13 protein-coding genes and 1 riboswitch are annotated in these 15,511 nt (G+C 67.4%); of the genes, 6 read left to right on the top strand and 7 right to left on the bottom strand.

The genetic code is table 11. The features are described 5' to 3' along the window. Window positions 1-3 precede the first annotated feature (3 nt). Window positions 4-693 (bottom strand): DUF3043 domain-containing protein, encoded by a 690-nt coding sequence (locus AC3B5T_RS22855; RefSeq protein WP_010841129.1) that lies wholly within the window; start codon window positions 691-693, stop codon window positions 4-6. Between the two features lie 238 nt (window positions 694-931). Here AC3B5T_RS22855 and AC3B5T_RS22850 point away from each other — a divergent pair, with 238 nt between their 5' ends. The 4 genes from AC3B5T_RS22850 to AC3B5T_RS22835 all read left to right on the top strand — a co-directional run bounded on the left by AC3B5T_RS22850 (window position 932) and on the right by AC3B5T_RS22835 (window position 4,221). After that, a complete protein-coding gene (locus AC3B5T_RS22850) occupies window positions 932-2,029 on the top strand; it encodes a glycerate kinase family protein (protein ID WP_055476592.1) in 1,098 nt (365 codons plus the stop codon). A gap of 216 nt (window positions 2,030-2,245) precedes the next feature. Further along, on the top strand, window positions 2,246-2,605 hold the full coding sequence (locus AC3B5T_RS22845; RefSeq protein WP_004022921.1) for a HesB/IscA family protein: 360 nt from the start codon (window positions 2,246-2,248) through the stop codon (window positions 2,603-2,605). Between the two features lie 180 nt (window positions 2,606-2,785). Beyond that, window positions 2,786-3,763: a carbohydrate kinase family protein gene (locus tag AC3B5T_RS22840; RefSeq protein WP_014927333.1), complete on the top strand. Its 978-nt coding sequence runs from the start codon at window positions 2,786-2,788 to the stop codon at window positions 3,761-3,763. A gap of 67 nt (window positions 3,764-3,830) precedes the next feature. Then, window positions 3,831-3,897, top strand: a riboswitch (guanidine-III (ykkC-III) riboswitch). Between the two features lie 9 nt (window positions 3,898-3,906). After that, window positions 3,907-4,221, top strand: a complete 315-nt coding sequence (locus tag AC3B5T_RS22835; RefSeq protein ID WP_010841126.1) for a DMT family transporter — start codon at window positions 3,907-3,909, stop codon at window positions 4,219-4,221. Between the two features lie 126 nt (window positions 4,222-4,347). On the opposite strand, the gene AC3B5T_RS22830 is transcribed toward AC3B5T_RS22835, so the two are convergent. Together AC3B5T_RS22830 and asnB are read right to left on the bottom strand one after the other, a co-directional pair. After that, window positions 4,348-6,039 (bottom strand): transposase, encoded by a 1,692-nt coding sequence (locus AC3B5T_RS22830; RefSeq protein WP_488358755.1) that lies wholly within the window; start codon window positions 6,037-6,039, stop codon window positions 4,348-4,350. Window positions 6,040-6,201: 162 nt separating this feature from the next. Next, window positions 6,202-8,127: an asparagine synthase (glutamine-hydrolyzing) gene (asnB, locus tag AC3B5T_RS22825; RefSeq protein ID WP_055476108.1), complete on the bottom strand. Its 1,926-nt coding sequence runs from the start codon at window positions 8,125-8,127 to the stop codon at window positions 6,202-6,204. A gap of 403 nt (window positions 8,128-8,530) precedes the next feature. Here asnB and ctaC point away from each other — a divergent pair, with 403 nt between their 5' ends. Continuing rightward, the gene (ctaC, locus tag AC3B5T_RS22820) at window positions 8,531-9,628 is read left to right on the top strand and encodes an aa3-type cytochrome oxidase subunit II (RefSeq protein ID WP_055476109.1); all 1,098 of its coding nucleotides are present in this window, start codon (window positions 8,531-8,533) and stop codon (window positions 9,626-9,628) included. A 2-nt stretch (window positions 9,629-9,630) separates the two neighbouring features. Beyond that, complete coding sequence (locus AC3B5T_RS22815) at window positions 9,631-10,047, top strand: cytochrome c oxidase subunit 4 (RefSeq protein ID WP_055476110.1); 417 nt, start codon at window positions 9,631-9,633, stop codon at window positions 10,045-10,047. A 98-nt stretch (window positions 10,048-10,145) separates the two neighbouring features. Here AC3B5T_RS22815 and AC3B5T_RS22810 read toward each other — a convergent pair whose 3' ends face one another. The 4 genes from AC3B5T_RS22810 to qcrC form a co-directional block, all read right to left on the bottom strand. Continuing rightward, complete coding sequence (locus AC3B5T_RS22810; protein ID WP_055476111.1) at window positions 10,146-11,594, bottom strand: bifunctional phosphatase PAP2/diacylglycerol kinase family protein; 1,449 nt, start codon at window positions 11,592-11,594, stop codon at window positions 10,146-10,148. Between the two features lie 200 nt (window positions 11,595-11,794). Further along, window positions 11,795-13,417, bottom strand: a complete 1,623-nt coding sequence (gene qcrB / locus AC3B5T_RS22805; protein ID WP_014927327.1) for a cytochrome bc1 complex cytochrome b subunit — start codon at window positions 13,415-13,417, stop codon at window positions 11,795-11,797. Then, window positions 13,414-14,571: a cytochrome bc1 complex Rieske iron-sulfur subunit gene (gene qcrA, locus AC3B5T_RS22800; RefSeq protein ID WP_010843624.1), complete on the bottom strand. Its 1,158-nt coding sequence runs from the start codon at window positions 14,569-14,571 to the stop codon at window positions 13,414-13,416. The genes qcrB and qcrA overlap by 4 nt, the downstream gene beginning before the upstream one ends. Continuing rightward, complete coding sequence (gene qcrC / locus AC3B5T_RS22795; protein ID WP_488357962.1) at window positions 14,568-15,464, bottom strand: cytochrome bc1 complex diheme cytochrome c subunit; 897 nt, start codon at window positions 15,462-15,464, stop codon at window positions 14,568-14,570. The genes qcrA and qcrC overlap by 4 nt, the downstream gene beginning before the upstream one ends. Between the last annotated feature and the right edge of the window lie 47 nt (window positions 15,465-15,511).

The raw sequence follows: 15,511 nt of genomic DNA, 5'->3' as shown, positions 1-15,511 counted from the left end.
CGATCAGACTTCGTCGCCCGGTGAGACCATCGGTTTGGGGGCGCGCATCTTGCGCAGCTGCATCGCACGGGTGAAGGCATACCAGCCCAGCTTGAAGCCCCCGTCGCTGGACTCGGGGAAACGTTCGGCGACGCGCCGGTTGACCATGCGGCCCAGGATCACACCGTCGATGGCCATCAGCACGACGAAGGCGACCAGGATCAGGTTCGTCAGTGCGGCGGCCTGCGGGACCAGGAACATCAGCACGATCAGCAGGATGGCGAACGGCATGAACAGCCCGGCGAAGTTGCGTCGCGCGTCGACGATGTCGCGGGTGTAGCGCCGCGAGGCGCCCTTGTCGCGCGGCATGAGGTAGGCCTCGTCGCCGGACATCATCCGTTCCCGCTGCTGGAGCCGCTTCTCGCGTCGCTCGGCGGAGAGTGCGCGCTTCTCCTCCTTGGAGAGCGACGACTTGAGTTCCTTCTTACGGGCGCGAGCCTCGGAGCGGTTCGTCGGCGGCGGCGCGACCGGACCGCGACGCCGGTTCTCGGCCTGGCGACGAGACGGCGTCGGGCGTCCCTTGCCCGGGGTGTACTTGCTGCCCTTGGCGGAGGGCGCGACGTCGGTGCCGGACTCGTCGTCGGCGGTGTAGGTGGAGACCGAGCTGTCGCCGGAATCCGCCTGGGTGTCGTCCTTCTTCCATGGCAGCTTCACGCCTGTAGAGCCTAGGTGATCGGTGTTGCGAGACAAACGCGTGGTCGTCGCTTTTGGGTGGTCGTCTCCCGCAGCCGGGGAGACGGCGGGGCATCCGGGGTCTCGGCGTCGTCCCGTGGGGCCCGCCCGGCTCCGCCGAGCGCTGCCGGGTTCTGTCCGGCTACCTATACTCCGTGCTCATGACCGGGAATGATGCGCCGCGCGGTGCGACGACGACGGAGTCGGCGACGGGATCAGGGTGCGCGTCCTGATCGCGCCGGACTCGTTCGGCGACACCATGTCCGCGGTGGTCGCCGCGCGTGCGATCGCCCGGGGGTGGGGTGCCGCACGGCCGGATGACGAACTCGTCGTGGCCCCGCAGTCGGATGGCGGCCCCGGATTCGTCGACGTCCTGGCGTCGCGGTTCGGGACCGTGATCAGGGAATCGGTGACCGGGCCGCTCGGCGCGGGGGTCACCGCCCGGTGGCTTCTCGACGAACCCTCGACCACCCCCGACGAACCCTCGACCGCCTACATCGAGTGCGCGCAGGCCTGCGGTCTGCACCAGCTCGGTGGCACGCCGACACCGCGAACCGCGGTGGCGGCCGGCACCCACGGTGTCGGTGAGCTCGTCGCGGCGGCGCTGGCTCGTGGGGTGGGCCGGATCGTGATCGGACTCGGTGGCAGTGCCTCCACCGACGGCGGTGTGGGCCTGGTCGAAGCCCTCGGGGGCGGCGATCACGCCCGTGAACGACTCCGTGGGCTGGAGCTGATAGTGGCGTCGGACGTGGAGAACCCACTCCTGGGGCCGCTGGGCGCAGCAGCCGTGTTCGGTCCGCAGAAGGGTGCCGACCCGGACACCGTCGCCCTTCTCGAGAAGCGACTCGACGACTGGTCGCGCACCCTGGGTGCGCTCGCCGGCCGGGACATCGCCGACGAGCCGGGCGCCGGTGCCGCGGGTGGCCTCGGTGCTGCGCTCCTCGCTCTCGGCGCTACTCGCGTGTCCGGTGCCACCGTGGTCGCCGAGGCGACCGGCCTGGCCGCCGAGGTCGCCGCGGCCGACATCGTCGTCACCGGGGAGGGGAAGTTCGACTCGCAGACGCTGCAGGGGAAGGTCGTCTCCGCGCTGCATTCGGCAGCCTCGTCGCTCGGCGCCCGTGGTGCCGGTGCCGCGACGATCGTCCTCGCGGGGCAGGTCGCCCTGGGTGCCGACGAGATCGCCGCGGCCGGTGTCGCGGCCGCGCACGCGATCGTCGACGTCGCGGGTTCGGTCGAGGTCGCGATGGCCGACGCGGAGAACCAGCTCGCCGCACTCGCCGAATCGGTGGCGTCGGACCTCGGGGACGCGCGCGGCTGACCTCGCGCTCGTGCGAGACGAGCACACGGCGCGGACCTCGCGGAAACGCCCGTCCGACTGGACGGGAATACCACGGGGAGGAGTACGGTTGTACGCACGGGCACAACCGGTCGACCTCCCGGCGAGCGGGGTGAATCCCGAACGACGTGCGGGGCCGCAACCCACCACGGCATCGGGCCACATTGCACCGGGACCACACCACTTACAGGAGCATCCATGACCGTGCAGAACGAAACGAGCACAGCCACGAGCACCGGCGTCGTCCTCAGCGACGCTGCCGCGTCCAAGGCCAAGGCGCTGCTCGACCAAGAGGGCCGCGACGACCTCGCGCTGCGTATCGCCGTACAGCCGGGTGGTTGCGCGGGGCTGCGCTACCAGCTCTTCTTCGACGATCGCACCCTCGACGGTGACATCACCACCGACTTCGGCGGAGTGACGCTCGCCGTCGACCGGATGAGCGCCCCCTACGTCCAGGGAGCCACCATCGACTTTGTCGACACCATCGAGAAGCAGGGCTTCACGATCGACAACCCGAACGCCACCGGCAGTTGCGCCTGCGGCGACTCGTTCAACTGACGCGACGACTCGCGTCAGAGGCTTTCCGGCACCGGCCGCATCCCATGGGGGTGCGGCCGTTGTCATGTGCCGGGAGGTGAGTAGCGTGGACACCTGTCTGTGTCGTCGTCATCACCTGCCTGGGTCACCACCTGCTGGGCACCATCCATCGGGCAACCACATGAAGGGCTGAGATCTCCAGTGGCAATCGTTGTGTGCGGATCCATCGCGACCGATCATCTGATGAAGTTCCCGGGCAAGTTCTCCGAGCAGTTGCTCGGCGATCACCTCGAACACATCTCCCTCAGTTTTCTGGTGGAGGATCTCGTCGTCCGGCGCGGCGGTGTGGGAGCCAACATCAGCTACGCCATGGGTCAGCTCGGGGGCACGCCGGTACTCGTCGGCGCGGTCGGCTCCGATTTCCACGACTACCGTCAGTGGCTCGAATCCAACGGCGTCGACTGTCGAGGCGTCCGGGTGTCGGAGACCCACCACACCGCTCGCTTCATGTGCACCACCGACGAGACGATGGCCCAGCTCGCGACCTTCTACGCCGGCGCGATGAGCGAGAGCAAGGACATCGATCTCTCGTCGGTCTTCGCGGAGGTGGGTTCGCCCGATCTGGTTCTGATCGGTGCGGACGATCCGGCCGGGATGATCCGCCACACCGAGGAATGCCGGACTGCCGGCATCCCCTTCGCCGCCGACCCGTCGCAGCAGTTGGCACGGCTCGACGGCGAGCAGGTGCGCACGTTGATCGACGGCGCGACCTACCTGTTCACCAACGAGTACGAGTGGGGTCTCCTGCGCCAGAAGGCCGGACTGTCCGAAGCGCAGGTCGCCGAGATGGTCGGCGTCCGCGTCACGACGCTCGGCAAGGACGGCGTCGAGATCGTCGACCGCGACGGCACACGCATCCACGTGCCCGTCGTGCCGGAGACGGAGAAGGTCGATCCGACCGGTGTCGGCGACGGTTTCCGCGCCGGGTTCCTGTCTGCGCTGTCCAAGGGACTCGGCTTCGAGCGGGCCGCGCAGGTCGGGTCGATGGTCGCGGTGCTGGTGCTCGAAACTGTCTCGACGCAGGACTGGGCCTGGGATTCGAACTCGGCCCTCGCTCGGATCGAAGGCGCATACGGCGCCGAGGCCGCTGCGGAGATCAGCGCGGCGTTCGCCGGCTGAGCCCGGTCCGCCGGGGGGTGGTGACCCGTCTGACGTTGCCACTCCCGGCCCGGCGTGAGACGTTGGAGATGAGCCCCGATCGAGGGCTCCCGGACGAGGGGTGCTGTACCCGGTGCGCGACAAGACGGCCCGGAGGAGGCGTCATGTCGTGGCTGATTCTGGTCGTGTCCGGTGTCCTGGAAGCCGTCTGGGCAACCGCACTGGGCAAGTCGGAGGGTTTCAGCAAGCTGGGTCCGACCGCCGTGTTCGTCGCGGCGCTGGTCGCCAGCATGGCCGGCCTGGCGTACGCGATGCGCGACCTGCCGGTCGGGACCGCCTACGCGGTGTGGGTCGGCATCGGTGCGGTGCTGACCGTCGTCTATGCCATGGCCACCGGTGAGCAAGCCGTGTCGGCGCTCAAGGTGTTCTTCCTGCTGATGATCGTGGGCGGAGTCGTCGGTCTCAAGCTCGCGCACTGAATCCGCTGGAACGACAACCGCCCCAGAAATGCGCCCTCCGCGGGGAAGTCCGCGACATATCGGGCTGTTGCGTAAACGGGTCGGCGGGCGGGTTGGGCGTGATGGCCGGTCGCGGAGCGTCCGGTCTCAGGCGGTGGTGGGGGTCAAAGCGGCGGTTCCGATGGCTTTGAACAGGTTGTGGACGAGGGCGTGGAAGCTGAATTCTGCTGTGGCTCTGTCGAGTCCGCGGCTGGTGAAGCGACGGAAGCCGAGGTTGTGTTTAGCGTGGGCGAACGGGGTTTCAGCGATGTGGGCGCGTTGACGGTAGAGCGCATGTCCCTCGGGTGTGGCCAGCCGGTGGGTCATGGCCTGGATCGGGGAGGCTTCTGATGGTGGCGGCCCGTGTGTGGGTGCGTGCTGCGCGGCGTGGGCCACGGCCCGGTGTTTGCCGGTCGCGATGAGCCGGTCTGGTCCGGGTGCGGTGAGGTTGTGTTCGGAGAGGTAGCCGGCATCAGCCAACACGACCCCTATTCCTGGTGAGACCGGCGGTTCGGGGCGGTGGGTGTCGATGAGTGCGGCGGCGGTGACGGCTTTGTCGAGCATGGTGGTGAAGGTGGTGACATCGGCAGGGTTGTTGCCCACGCCGGTCGCGATGATCAGCCCGTCATCGCTGGTCACGGCCTGGCAGTTGAAGCCTTGGAGCCAGCCGCCGCCGCGCAATCCCATCATCCGTGATTGCGGGTCGGTGATGTTACGGCGGGGTTCCCGTGACGGTGCAGCCGCGGTCGCGGTGGTCGGCGGGGTGCAGACCGCAGCGGGCCGAGCCGCTGCCGCGGCGTCACGTTGCTGCTGCCGCTGCTGTGCCCGCTCGAGTGCTCGTTGGGCGCGCCTGACGTAGTAGTTCGTCTCGACCGGCCCGGGTTTGCGGCCTCGCTGACCAGGTCGATAGTGGTCGATCTTTGCTTGGTGGGTCGCGATGGCCCGCGCCAACGATTCGGTCAGCACCTCGACCTCGATCTCGATCGGCAACGATCCCTTGCCTGTGGCGGGCCCGCCCGCAGCGCGGCGTTCCCGCGCCCGCTCGATCTTCTCCTCGCGGGCCTGCTGGGACTTCTCGGCGGCCTGGTCACGTTCGTTCCTACGCTGCGCGGCCACCGCTTCGGCGTTGGTGAGTTGTTCAGTGTGGGCAGCCAGATCAGCCAGCGCCGCGGCGATCCGGGCCTGCCGCGACCCCGGATCGTGCAGCCCGCGGGGTAACAGGTCACCGCGGTCATCACCATGAACATCATCGTCGGCGGTGTCAGCGGCTGCGTGTTCGGCCGCGGCGCGCGCAGCCTCACTGGCCAACGCTTCCCGCAAGCCTTGCTCGGTGCGATTGGCGCTGAGCGAGGCGTTCGAGGCGATCTTCACTCCGTCGAGGGCCACCACCCCAAGTCGGCCCATCCCGACCCGCGAGCACAGCATCAACACCTGGGTGAACAGGTCCTCGATCGCGGGTGCGCAGTCCGCGCGGAACCGGGCGATCGTGACGTGATCAGGGACCTCACCACCGCAAATGATGCGGTAGGCGACGTCGCGGTGACACAACCGTTCCAGCTGCCGCGAGGACCGTTGGCCTTGGGCCCACCCCCAGATCAACAAGGTCAACAACATATCCGGGTGATAGGCGGCGCGACCGGCTCCACCGGTCTTGCGTACCGCCCGTATCGCCGCGGTATCCAGCGAGGCGACCGATTCGATGACCAGCCACACCGGATCATCGGCCGGAAGCCATTCCCGCATACTCGGCGGCATCAGAAACTGCTGATCACGCTGCACCGGACGATAACCCTTGGCCACCAACACATCATCGCCGATACCCACCACACACCGCTCCCGACAAGCCGTCGGCTGACACCGGAATTTTGCAACAGCCCGATATCGTCGTCGACTCCGCTGTCGCGGGCGGGTTTCGGGGGCGGTTGTCGGGGGCGGTTGTGCTGTCTGAGAAGGAATCCCGGACTAGACGCGGACCGGGTAGGTGTGGTCGATGATCTCCGGAACGATGGTGCCCTCGACGAAGATGCCGTGCCAGACCATGAACATCAGGACAGTCCAGAGACGACGGCTGTTGTCCACCACGCCTTCTCGGTGCTCGTTGAGCATCGCGATCACCGCGTCCTTGGCGAAGATGTGATCGGTCTGGGACTGCGCGACGGTCTGGTGCGCCCAGTCGAACATCTCCGTCCCGGCCAGCCAGTGCCGGATCGGCACCGGGAAGCCGAGCTTCTTGCGGTGGAGGACGTGCGCCGGGACGATCTGCTCCAGCGCCTTGCGCAACGCGTATTTCGTGGTGCCGTGCGAGATCTTCTCGTCGTGGGGGAGGCCTTCGGCGATCGCGAAGACCTCCGGATCGAGGAACGGCACGCGCAACTCGAGCGAGTTGGCCATCGTGATCTTGTCCGCCTTGACCAGGATGTCGCCACGCAGCCAGGTGAACAGATCCAGATGCTGCATGCGCGCCACCGGATCCCATCCCTCACTCATCGCGTAGATCGGGGCGGTGACGTCGGTGTGGGTCCACTCGGGACGGTAATCGCGGAGCACCGCGCGAAGCCGCGCGTCGTCGAAGCTGCGGGCGTTGCCGTAGTACCGCTCCTCGAGCGTGAGTGACCCGCGGTGCAGCAGGCTCTTACCGCGGGTTCCCTCGGGGATGCGGTCGGAGATCTTGCCGGCCGCCCGGCGCAGGGGTCGGGGCAACCGGTCGAAGGCCGCGAGCGACAGCGGTTCCTTGTAGATCGTGTACCCGCCGAAGAGTTCGTCGGCGCCCTCACCGGACAGCACGACCTTCACATGCTTGCGTGCCTCGGCCGCCACGAAGTAGAGCGGGACGAGTGCGGGATCGGCGACCGGGTCGTCGAGGTACCAGACGATCGAGGGGATCGCCTCGATGAACTCCGACGGCCCGACGACCTTCACGACATGCCGCGCGCCGATCGCCTCCGCGGACTCGGCCGCGACGTCGACCTCCGAGTAGCCCTCGCGCTCGAAGCCGGTGGTGAAGGTGATGAGGTCCGGGTTGTGCCGGATCGCGAGCGCGGCGATGGCTGTCGAGTCGATGCCACCGGACAGGAACGACCCGACCGTGACGTCGGCCCGCATGTGCTTGGCGACGGAGTCGGCGAGCACGTCGGCGATCTCGTCGTAGCGCTTCTGCCGGGTGGCGTCGGTGACCGGTCGGACACCGAACTGGGGAGTGAAGTACCGCCGGACAGACAGGGGACTGCCCGGCGTCGCGGTGGCGTGACAGCCCGACTCCAGACGCCGGATCGAGGCATGGATGGTCTCGGGCTCCGGGACGTACTGCAGCACCGTGTAGTGCTCGATCGCGCGGGGATCGAGCTCCGACGACAATCCGACGCGCTCGATCAGTTCGAGCAGGCTCTTCTTCTCGCTGCCGAAGATCAGCCCGCCGGGACCGGACGCCACGAAAAGGGGCTTGATGCCGAACGGGTCACGCGCGAGGAACAGCGACCGGTTCTCGGTGTCCCAGATCGCGAACGCGAACATCCCGCGCAGCCGCCGGACCGCGTCGGGTCCCCAGTGATGGAAGGCGGCGACGATCGCCTCGCTGTCTCCCTCGGTGCGGAACAGCGCGCCCTCGTCCCTGGCGAGTTCCGCACGGATCTCGAGGTAGTTGTAGATCTCGCCGTTGAACACGAGCGCGTACCGATCGGGATTCTCGGGCGGACCCCAGCGGAGTGGCTGGTGTGAGTGTTCGATGTCGATGATCGAAAGGCGGTTGAACCCGAACACGATGTCGTCGTCGTGCCAGGTGCCGGGTTCGTCGGGTCCGCGATGCCGCATGCAGTGCGAGGCCACCGCCACCGGTTCGACGACCTCGGCGGCCGTTCCGTCGGATGTCAGCAGGCCGAGCAGACCACACACGTCTCGTTCTCTCCGTTCAGTTACCGGTCCACAGCAGGTTCTCCACCCCGCGCCGGATCGCGTCCGAGTATGCCTGAAGCACACGGTGGAGCGCCGACGTGGCGGGGTGGGGCGAGTGCGCGGCCGGGCCGTCGTTCACGCGTCGACGACACCGGCGCGGGACGGAAAGCGAGAGGACACGACCGGATCGCGCCCCGATTCCGTCAGCGTCCCCGGGTTGGTCTACGCTGCGTAGTACTAGGTGCAAGAATTGCTGTGTGTTGACGGCAAGACCTTGCCCCGTGCAGGTCATGTGGCATGCACTCACCTCGGCGCGAGGGCGCCGGTGAGCGAGCAGGAAGGCGTGAAATTGGCACACGGTGGACGGCCCCGAGCGAGGCGTGTCTCATCAGCGTCGCGGACGATGAAGCGACTGGGATTCGTCGCCACTCTCGGCCTCGGCGCACTGCTGATGTCGGGTTGCGACGCCAGTGAGGCGATGCGTTTCGGTTGGCCCGAGGGCGTCACGCCCGATGGCAAAGAGATGGTCGATCTGTGGACCTGGTCGGTCATCGCGGCTCTGGTCATGGGCATCCTGGTGTGGGCACTGATCTTCTGGACGATCACGTTCCACCGTGCGAACGACGCGAAGAAGGGCGTGTTCCCGCGCCAGACCGCGTACAACGTGCCGCTGGAGCTCACCTACACGGCGATCCCGTTCGTGATCATCGCCGTGCTCTTCTACTTCACGGTCATCGTGCAGAACAACGTCGAGAGCAAGAACGACGACTCGAAGGTCGTCGTCGACGTGACCGCGTTCCAGTGGAACTGGAAGTTCGGTTACAACCAGGTCGAGTTCTCCGACGGCACCACCTACAACGGCTTCGAGCAGAACGGCAACCCGTTCGAGGTCCAGGCCCAGACCGGTAGCGGTGCCGAGACCGAGCACGCCGGCAGCGACGAGGGTGGGGAGCACGGTGAGCTTCCCGGTCCGGCCGGCGGTCGTGACGACGACATCCGCGACTACCTCCAGTTCGACAAGATCGAGACGGTCGGCTCGTCGTCGGAGATCCCCGTGCTGGTGCTCCCGACCGGCAAGCGCATCGAGTTCAACATCGCCTCGGCCGACGTCATCCACTCGTTCTGGGTGCCGGAGTTCCTGTTCAAGCGCGACGTCTTCCCCTTCCCGGAGCAGAACGCGACCGACCCGGTCTTCCAGATCAAGTCGATCGACCGGACCGGAGCTTTCGTCGGCCGCTGTGCGGAGATGTGCGGCACGTACCACTCGATGATGAACTTCGAGGTCCGCGCGGTGTCCCCGGAGGACTTCGACAGCTACATCCGGTTCCGTGAGTCGAACCCCGGTGCCACCAACGCGGAAGCGCTCGCAGCGATCTGCCAGGCGCCCGAAGCGGTGACCACGGTGCCGTTCGACACGCGCCGCGCCACCGACGGCAGCGTCGGCGCGACCGGTGACCGGGACAACCCGGCCCTCGCCAACTGCACCAAGAAAGTGAGCTGACGATGAAGATCGAGGCACGCCTCTTCGAGATGCTGACCGCCTTCTTCTTTCTGACGGGCGTCGCGTACACCCTCTTCACCGCTTTCACCAGCAAGGGCATCGAGTGGGTCGGCGTCGTCGGCCTGTTCTTCGCGGCGGGCCTGACGCTCATCGCGGGCACGTTCTTCCGGTTCGTCGCACGGCGCGTCGAGATCCGCCCGGAGGACTACGAAGACGCCGAGATCGAGGACGGCGCAGGCGAGCTGGGCTTCTTCAGCCCGCACTCCTGGTGGCCGATCCTGATCGCGCTCGGCGCCTCGACCTTCGCGGTCGGCTTTGCCACCGGCAACTTCTGGCTGTCGATCTTCGCCGTGGTGGTGATCATGGGTACCGCGGCGGGACTCGTCTTCGAGTACCACGTCGGCCCCGAGAAGCACTGAGCCCACGCGCACCGCGCGATCACGAACCGAGACGAAGCGCCCCACCGGTGATCCGGTGGGGCGCTTCGCTGTCCCGCGGTCGGGGCGTGTCGCTCGGGTCAGGACCGCCGGCGGGCGGCGGGCCGGAATACCTTGAGGGCGCGATAGTCCACGCGGAAGTCGGCGTGGGAGTACGAATCCTCGACCTCCCCGTCGTGCGAGACCGCGACCGGACCGTCGACCGCGGTGAACCGGAACTCGGGCACCTGCATCTCGTGGTAGAGACGCGAGCGTTCGAGGCGTCCGGCGGCCAGCGAGCCGAGCAGCCGCAGCGTCGCCCAGCGATGGCTGGTCTCGAGGATGCGCACGTCGAGGAGTCCGTCGTCGAGCCGGACACGACGGGAGGGAAGGAATCCGGTGGGCTGATAGATCGAGTTGCCCACGAGGAAGAGCGACGCGTCGAGCACACGGCCTTCCACCTCGATGCGCACATGGGGATCCTTGCGGAGGACGTGCAACACCGCGGCAGCGGTCGCGAGCGGACGGCTGATCCGCCGCTGCAGACGCCGGCGTACCCGGACGAAATCGGGGTGAGCGCCGATGCTCGCGGTGTTGAGGATCAGTCGGGAATCATTGAGCCACATAGCGTCGACCCGGGACGCCGACCCCGCGCGGATGGCCTCGATGGTGGCGTCCACCGTCCCACACCCGATGTCGCGGGCGAAGTGGTTGAAGGTGCCGGCGGGGAAGACCGCGAGGGGGATGTCGGCGGCGAGCGCCGGCCCGGCCGCGCACGCCGCGGTACCGTCGCCACCGGCCACCCCGAGGATCGTCGCGCGGGTCGCGACTTCGGCGAAAACGGCTGCCATGTCGTCGGTCTCGTCGAGCTCGACGATCTCGGCGGCCGGTAGCCGGCCGCGGATCGTCTCGACGACACGACGCCCCCGGCCATCCGCGGAACCCGGATTGACGACGACGACCAGACCTGCCCCGTCCGGGTTGCGGTCCACGTCGACGACGGACGGGGCGGCCAGGGACAGCGACGGCTCGGTGATGGGCGGAATGACGCGCGCGCCGATGGTCGCGATCACGGCCCCGATACCGAGCCCGGCGACCACGTCACCGGGGTAGTGGGCTCCGGTCGCCACGCGGGACAACCCGACGAGCCCCGCCAGGGCGGACAGCAGCAGGCCCGCCGGCGGATTCTCCACGCCCACCCCGACCGCGAACGCCGCAGCGCTGGCCGAGTGACCCGAGGGCAGCGAGTTCGACGTCGGACGCCGACTGCCCTGTCGTGGCACCGGAATGAGGCCGTGGGCGGGGCGCGACCGTCGGCGCACACGCTTGGCGCCCTGATTGGTCACCAGGCTCGTCACGGCGAGCGAGACCATCCCACGTGCGGCACCGCGCTGCAGCGACGGACGCCCGGACACGGCCAGACCGGCGGCGACGGCCATCCACAGTTTGGAATGGTCGGCGGCACGCGTGAGCGCCGGCATCGTCACGTCGAGCAGGGGGCTCGGGGAGCGGGCGATCGAATCGTAGATCTCGGCGTCGAGAGTGCCCATCCCGCGGGTGATCTGGGACAGACCGGAACTTCGGGGAGGTAGCCGGTGCATGGGGTCCACCGTGCCACATCGACGACCTGTCGCCGACCGTGACGTGGGGGAGGGGAGTGCGACGTCCCGGAAACGCACCGCGGGCCGTCGTGCACTCGATGGTGCTCGACGGCCCGCGGTGGGTCGTGCGTGGAACTTTTCGCGCGTGGCTACTCGCCGAAGGGGTAGCCGCCCTTGGCCTGCAGCTCGCGGAGAGCCTTGCGTTCGCCCGCCTCGATCTCGTGCTCGAGTTCGACGTTGCGCAGCTGCTCCTCCGGCGGATCGGCCGTCAGGATCGAACCGGTACCCGGCGCGCCCGCGGAACCCAGCTTGTTCATCCGCTTGGGCAGAGCCGCACCCTCGTAGGGGAGCGGGATCGGGTGACCGTGGCTGTCGACCGGGCCGAGGGGCTGGTGGACCTCGATGTACTCACCCTGCGGGAGCCGCTTGATGATGCCGGTCTCGATGCCGTGTGCGAGGACCTCGCGGTCGCTGCGCTGCAACGAGAGTGCCCAGCGGTACGCGATGAAGTACACCAGCGGCGGCAGGATGATCAAGCCGATGCGTCCGATCCAGGTCGTCGCATTGAGCGAGATGTGGAACTTGAACGCGATGATGTCGTTCATACATGCGATCGTCAGCAGGATGTAGAACGAGACCGCCATGGCACCGATGGCGGTCCGCACCGGTGCGTCACGCGGACGCTGCAGCAGGTTGTGGTGCGCATCGTCGCCGGTGAGCTTCTTCTCGATCCACGGGTACGCGAACATCAGGCCGAAGATGATCGTCATGATCAGCACGACCCAGTTCGACATCGGCACCGTGTAGTTGCCCAGGTAGAGCTCCCACGCCGGGAACAGACGTATCAGGCCGTCGGTCCACATCATGTAGATGTCGGGCTGGGAGCCCGCGGACACCTGCGCCGGGTTGTACGGACCGATGTTCCAGACCGGGTTGATCTGGAAGATGCCCGACATGACGGCGAGCACGCCGGTGACGAAGGCGAACATCGCGCCGGCCTTCGCGGCGAACACCGGCATGATCCGGACGCCGACCACGTTCTTCTCGGTGCGGCCGGGGCCGGGGAACTGCGTGTGCTTCTGGTACCAGACCAGCGCGAGGTGCGCGCCGATCAGCGCCAGGATGATGCCCGGGAAGAGCAGGATGTGCAGCACGTACAGGCGCGGGATGATGATCACGCCGGGGAAGTCGCCGCCGAACAGCGCCCAGTGGATCCAGGTGCCGACCACCGGGATACCGAGGACGATGCCGCTCATCGCGGCTCGGACGCCGGTACCCGAGAGCAGGTCGTCGGGGAGCGAGTAGCCGAAGAAGCCCTCGAACATCGCCAGGATCAGCAGGAGGCAGCCGATGATCCAGTTGGCCTCACGCGGACGGCGGAACGCACCGGTGAAGAAGATGCGCAGCATGTGGATGATGATCGACGCCGCGAACAGCAGTGCTGCCCAGTGATGGATCTGACGGACGAACAGACCGCCGCGCACCTCGAACGAGATGTTCAGCGTGGTCTCGTACGCCTTGGTCATCATCACGCCGTTGAGCGGCTGGTAGGCGCCGTCGTAGACGACGCGGGTCATCGACGGATCGAAGAACAGCGACAGGTAGACGCCGGAGACCAGCAGGATGATGAAGCTGTACAGCGCGATCTCACCCAGCATGAACGACCAGTGGGTGGGGAACACCTTGTTGATCTGGCGGCGCATGCCCGCGGCCAGGTGATACCGCGAGTCGACTTCTTCGGCTTGAGTGCCGAGGCGTTCGGCGATGCTCATGACTTACGCTCCCAGAATGCCGGTCCGACGGGCTCGATGAAGTCGCCTGCAGCAACGAGGTAACCCTCATTGTTCACCGTGATCGGCAGCTGTGCCAGGGCACGGGCGGCCGGTCCGAAGATGGGCTTGGCGTACTCGAGTGCGTCGAACTGCGACTGATGGCAGGGACACAGGATGCGGTTGCTCCGCTGCTCGTAGAGCGATGCGGGGCATCCGAGGTGGCTGCACACCTTGGTGTAGGCGAAGTAGTCACCGTAGTTGAAGCTCTCCTGCCCCTTGCGCTTCACAGCGCGGGCCGCGTCCTCGGGACGCAGACGGATGAGCATCACGGGATTTCGGACCTGGTGCAGGCCCTCCTCCAACAGGTGGCGGGAGTGTTCGGACTCGCCGAACCCGTCCGAACGACGCCACGGGAACACGGTTTCCATGCCACCGGCGTCGAGATCTTCCGGCCGGACCAGTGCGACCTGGAACGGATTGCCGGTGTCGCGCCGCAGGTAGATGGTCTCGTTGGGTGCTTCCGGCGGGTTGTAGATCGGCGACCAGCCCGAGTGCCACAGCGGCGAGTCGGGACCCTCGGCCCACGGGTTCTTGATGAAACCGCCGAGGAAGGCGACGAGTCCGGTGACGGCGAAGGCGCCGAGACCGAAACCGGCCGAGCCGATGATCATCTTGCGACGACCCAGGGTCGAGGTGGTGCCGGTGTCCTGCAGAAGCCCGACGATCGTCTTCTTGTCGACCTCGGTCGACCCACCGTCGTGACGGTCCTGGACCGAGATCTCGGCGGGGATGAACTTCTTGGTGATGAGGATCATCGCGACGCCGATGGCGAACACCGAGAGGCCGAACGTCACGCCGAGGAGCGGCGTGTTGAACGTGTACCACCAGTAGTTCGGGTCATCGGGGAGGGCGAACTCCCAGTGGTTGAACAGGAAGATGCCGAGGCAGGCGAGTGCGGAGACACCGGCGATGGTGAACCAGATGGCCACCTGACGCTCGGCGCGCTTCTCGACCTTGGTACCGGGCACCGTGTAACGCTCGGACCGGTGGATGATCTCGACGCCGTCGAGATTGGTGCCGAGTTTGACGAGCTCGTCGGTGCTCATCTGGTCGAGTTCGTCCCGCGACGGGACATCCTTGTCGTTCGCGCTCATGCTCGAGATCCCATCCACATGGCGCCTGCGACTATGGCGATGACGCCGACGAACCACATGACCATGCCTTCGCTGGTCGGACCGAAACCACCCAGGGCGAGGCCGCCGCTCGGCTTGGCCTCGGAGACGTACTTGACGTAGGCGATCACGTCCTTCTTCTCTTCCGGATCAAGCTGGCGGTTCGAGAACTTGGGCATGTTCTGCGGACCGGTCAGCATCGCGGTGTAGATCTGTGCCTCGTTGACGCCGTCGAGGTTCGGTGCGAACTTGCCCGAGGACAGCGCGCCGCCGCGACCGGTGAAGTTGTGGCACGACGCGCAGTTCAACCGGAACAGCTCGCTGCCCCGACCGATGCTCTCGCCGCGCAGGGACTCCTGCGCGACCGTTCCGTCGGCGTTGCGCGGAACCTGCGGTCCGCCGCCCTCGGCCTGGATGTAGGCGCCGAGCTGATCGATCTGCTCGGTCGTGAACTTCGCGGGCTTGCGCTGGGCCTGGGCCTCGCCGCGTGCCGCGGGCATACGGCCGGTCGACACCTGGAAGTAGACGGCGGCGTCACCGACCCCGAGCAGTGCGGGACCGCGGTCCGGCACACCCTGGAGGTTGGCGCCGTGGCAGGTGATGCACGAGGTCTCGTAGAGCTTGCGACCGTCGTCGATCATCGCGGCGTTGCTCTGGTCGGCGACCGCGACCTGGGGGTCGGGGGTCAGGACCGAGGCGAGGACGCCTGCCATGACGAGACCGGCCAGCAACACGATGGTGCCGGTGGCGCGCCGACGGAGCTTGCGTCGTGTCTTGGCGCGGCGGCCGGCGTCGCGTGCAGAGGAGCGTCGGGCCGAGGCATCGGGTCCGACCTCGGTGCCGCTATCCGACGGACGCGGTGGAGATGAACTCATCTGTGACTCTCTACTAAGCGGGACGGGCTGTTCTTCTAATGCGAGGT

Source organism: Gordonia sp. G4 (genome assembly GCF_057770005.1).
The sequence above is the reverse complement of the archived record's forward strand: the minus strand, read 5'-3'. Positions and strand labels throughout refer to the sequence as shown.

Excerpts from the sequence above, each read along its gene's own strand:
- AC3B5T_RS22845 (WP_004022921.1), top strand. The coding sequence starts at position 2,246 with ATGACCGTGCAGAACGAAACGAGCACAGCCACGAGCACCGGCGTCGTC.
- AC3B5T_RS22835 (WP_010841126.1), top strand. The coding sequence starts at position 3,907 with ATGTCGTGGCTGATTCTGGTCGTGTCCGGTGTCCTGGAAGCCGTCTGG.
- ctaC (WP_055476109.1), top strand. The coding sequence starts at position 8,531 with ATGAAGCGACTGGGATTCGTCGCCACTCTCGGCCTCGGCGCACTGCTG.
- AC3B5T_RS22815 (WP_055476110.1), top strand. The coding sequence starts at position 9,631 with ATGAAGATCGAGGCACGCCTCTTCGAGATGCTGACCGCCTTCTTCTTT.
- AC3B5T_RS22810 (WP_055476111.1), bottom strand. The coding sequence starts at position 11,594 with ATGGGCACTCTCGACGCCGAGATCTACGATTCGATCGCCCGCTCCCCG.
- qcrB (WP_014927327.1), bottom strand. The coding sequence starts at position 13,417 with ATGAGCATCGCCGAACGCCTCGGCACTCAAGCCGAAGAAGTCGACTCG.
- qcrA (WP_010843624.1), bottom strand. The coding sequence starts at position 14,571 with ATGAGCGCGAACGACAAGGATGTCCCGTCGCGGGACGAACTCGACCAG.
- qcrC (WP_488357962.1), bottom strand. The coding sequence starts at position 15,464 with ATGAGTTCATCTCCACCGCGTCCGTCGGATAGCGGCACCGAGGTCGGA.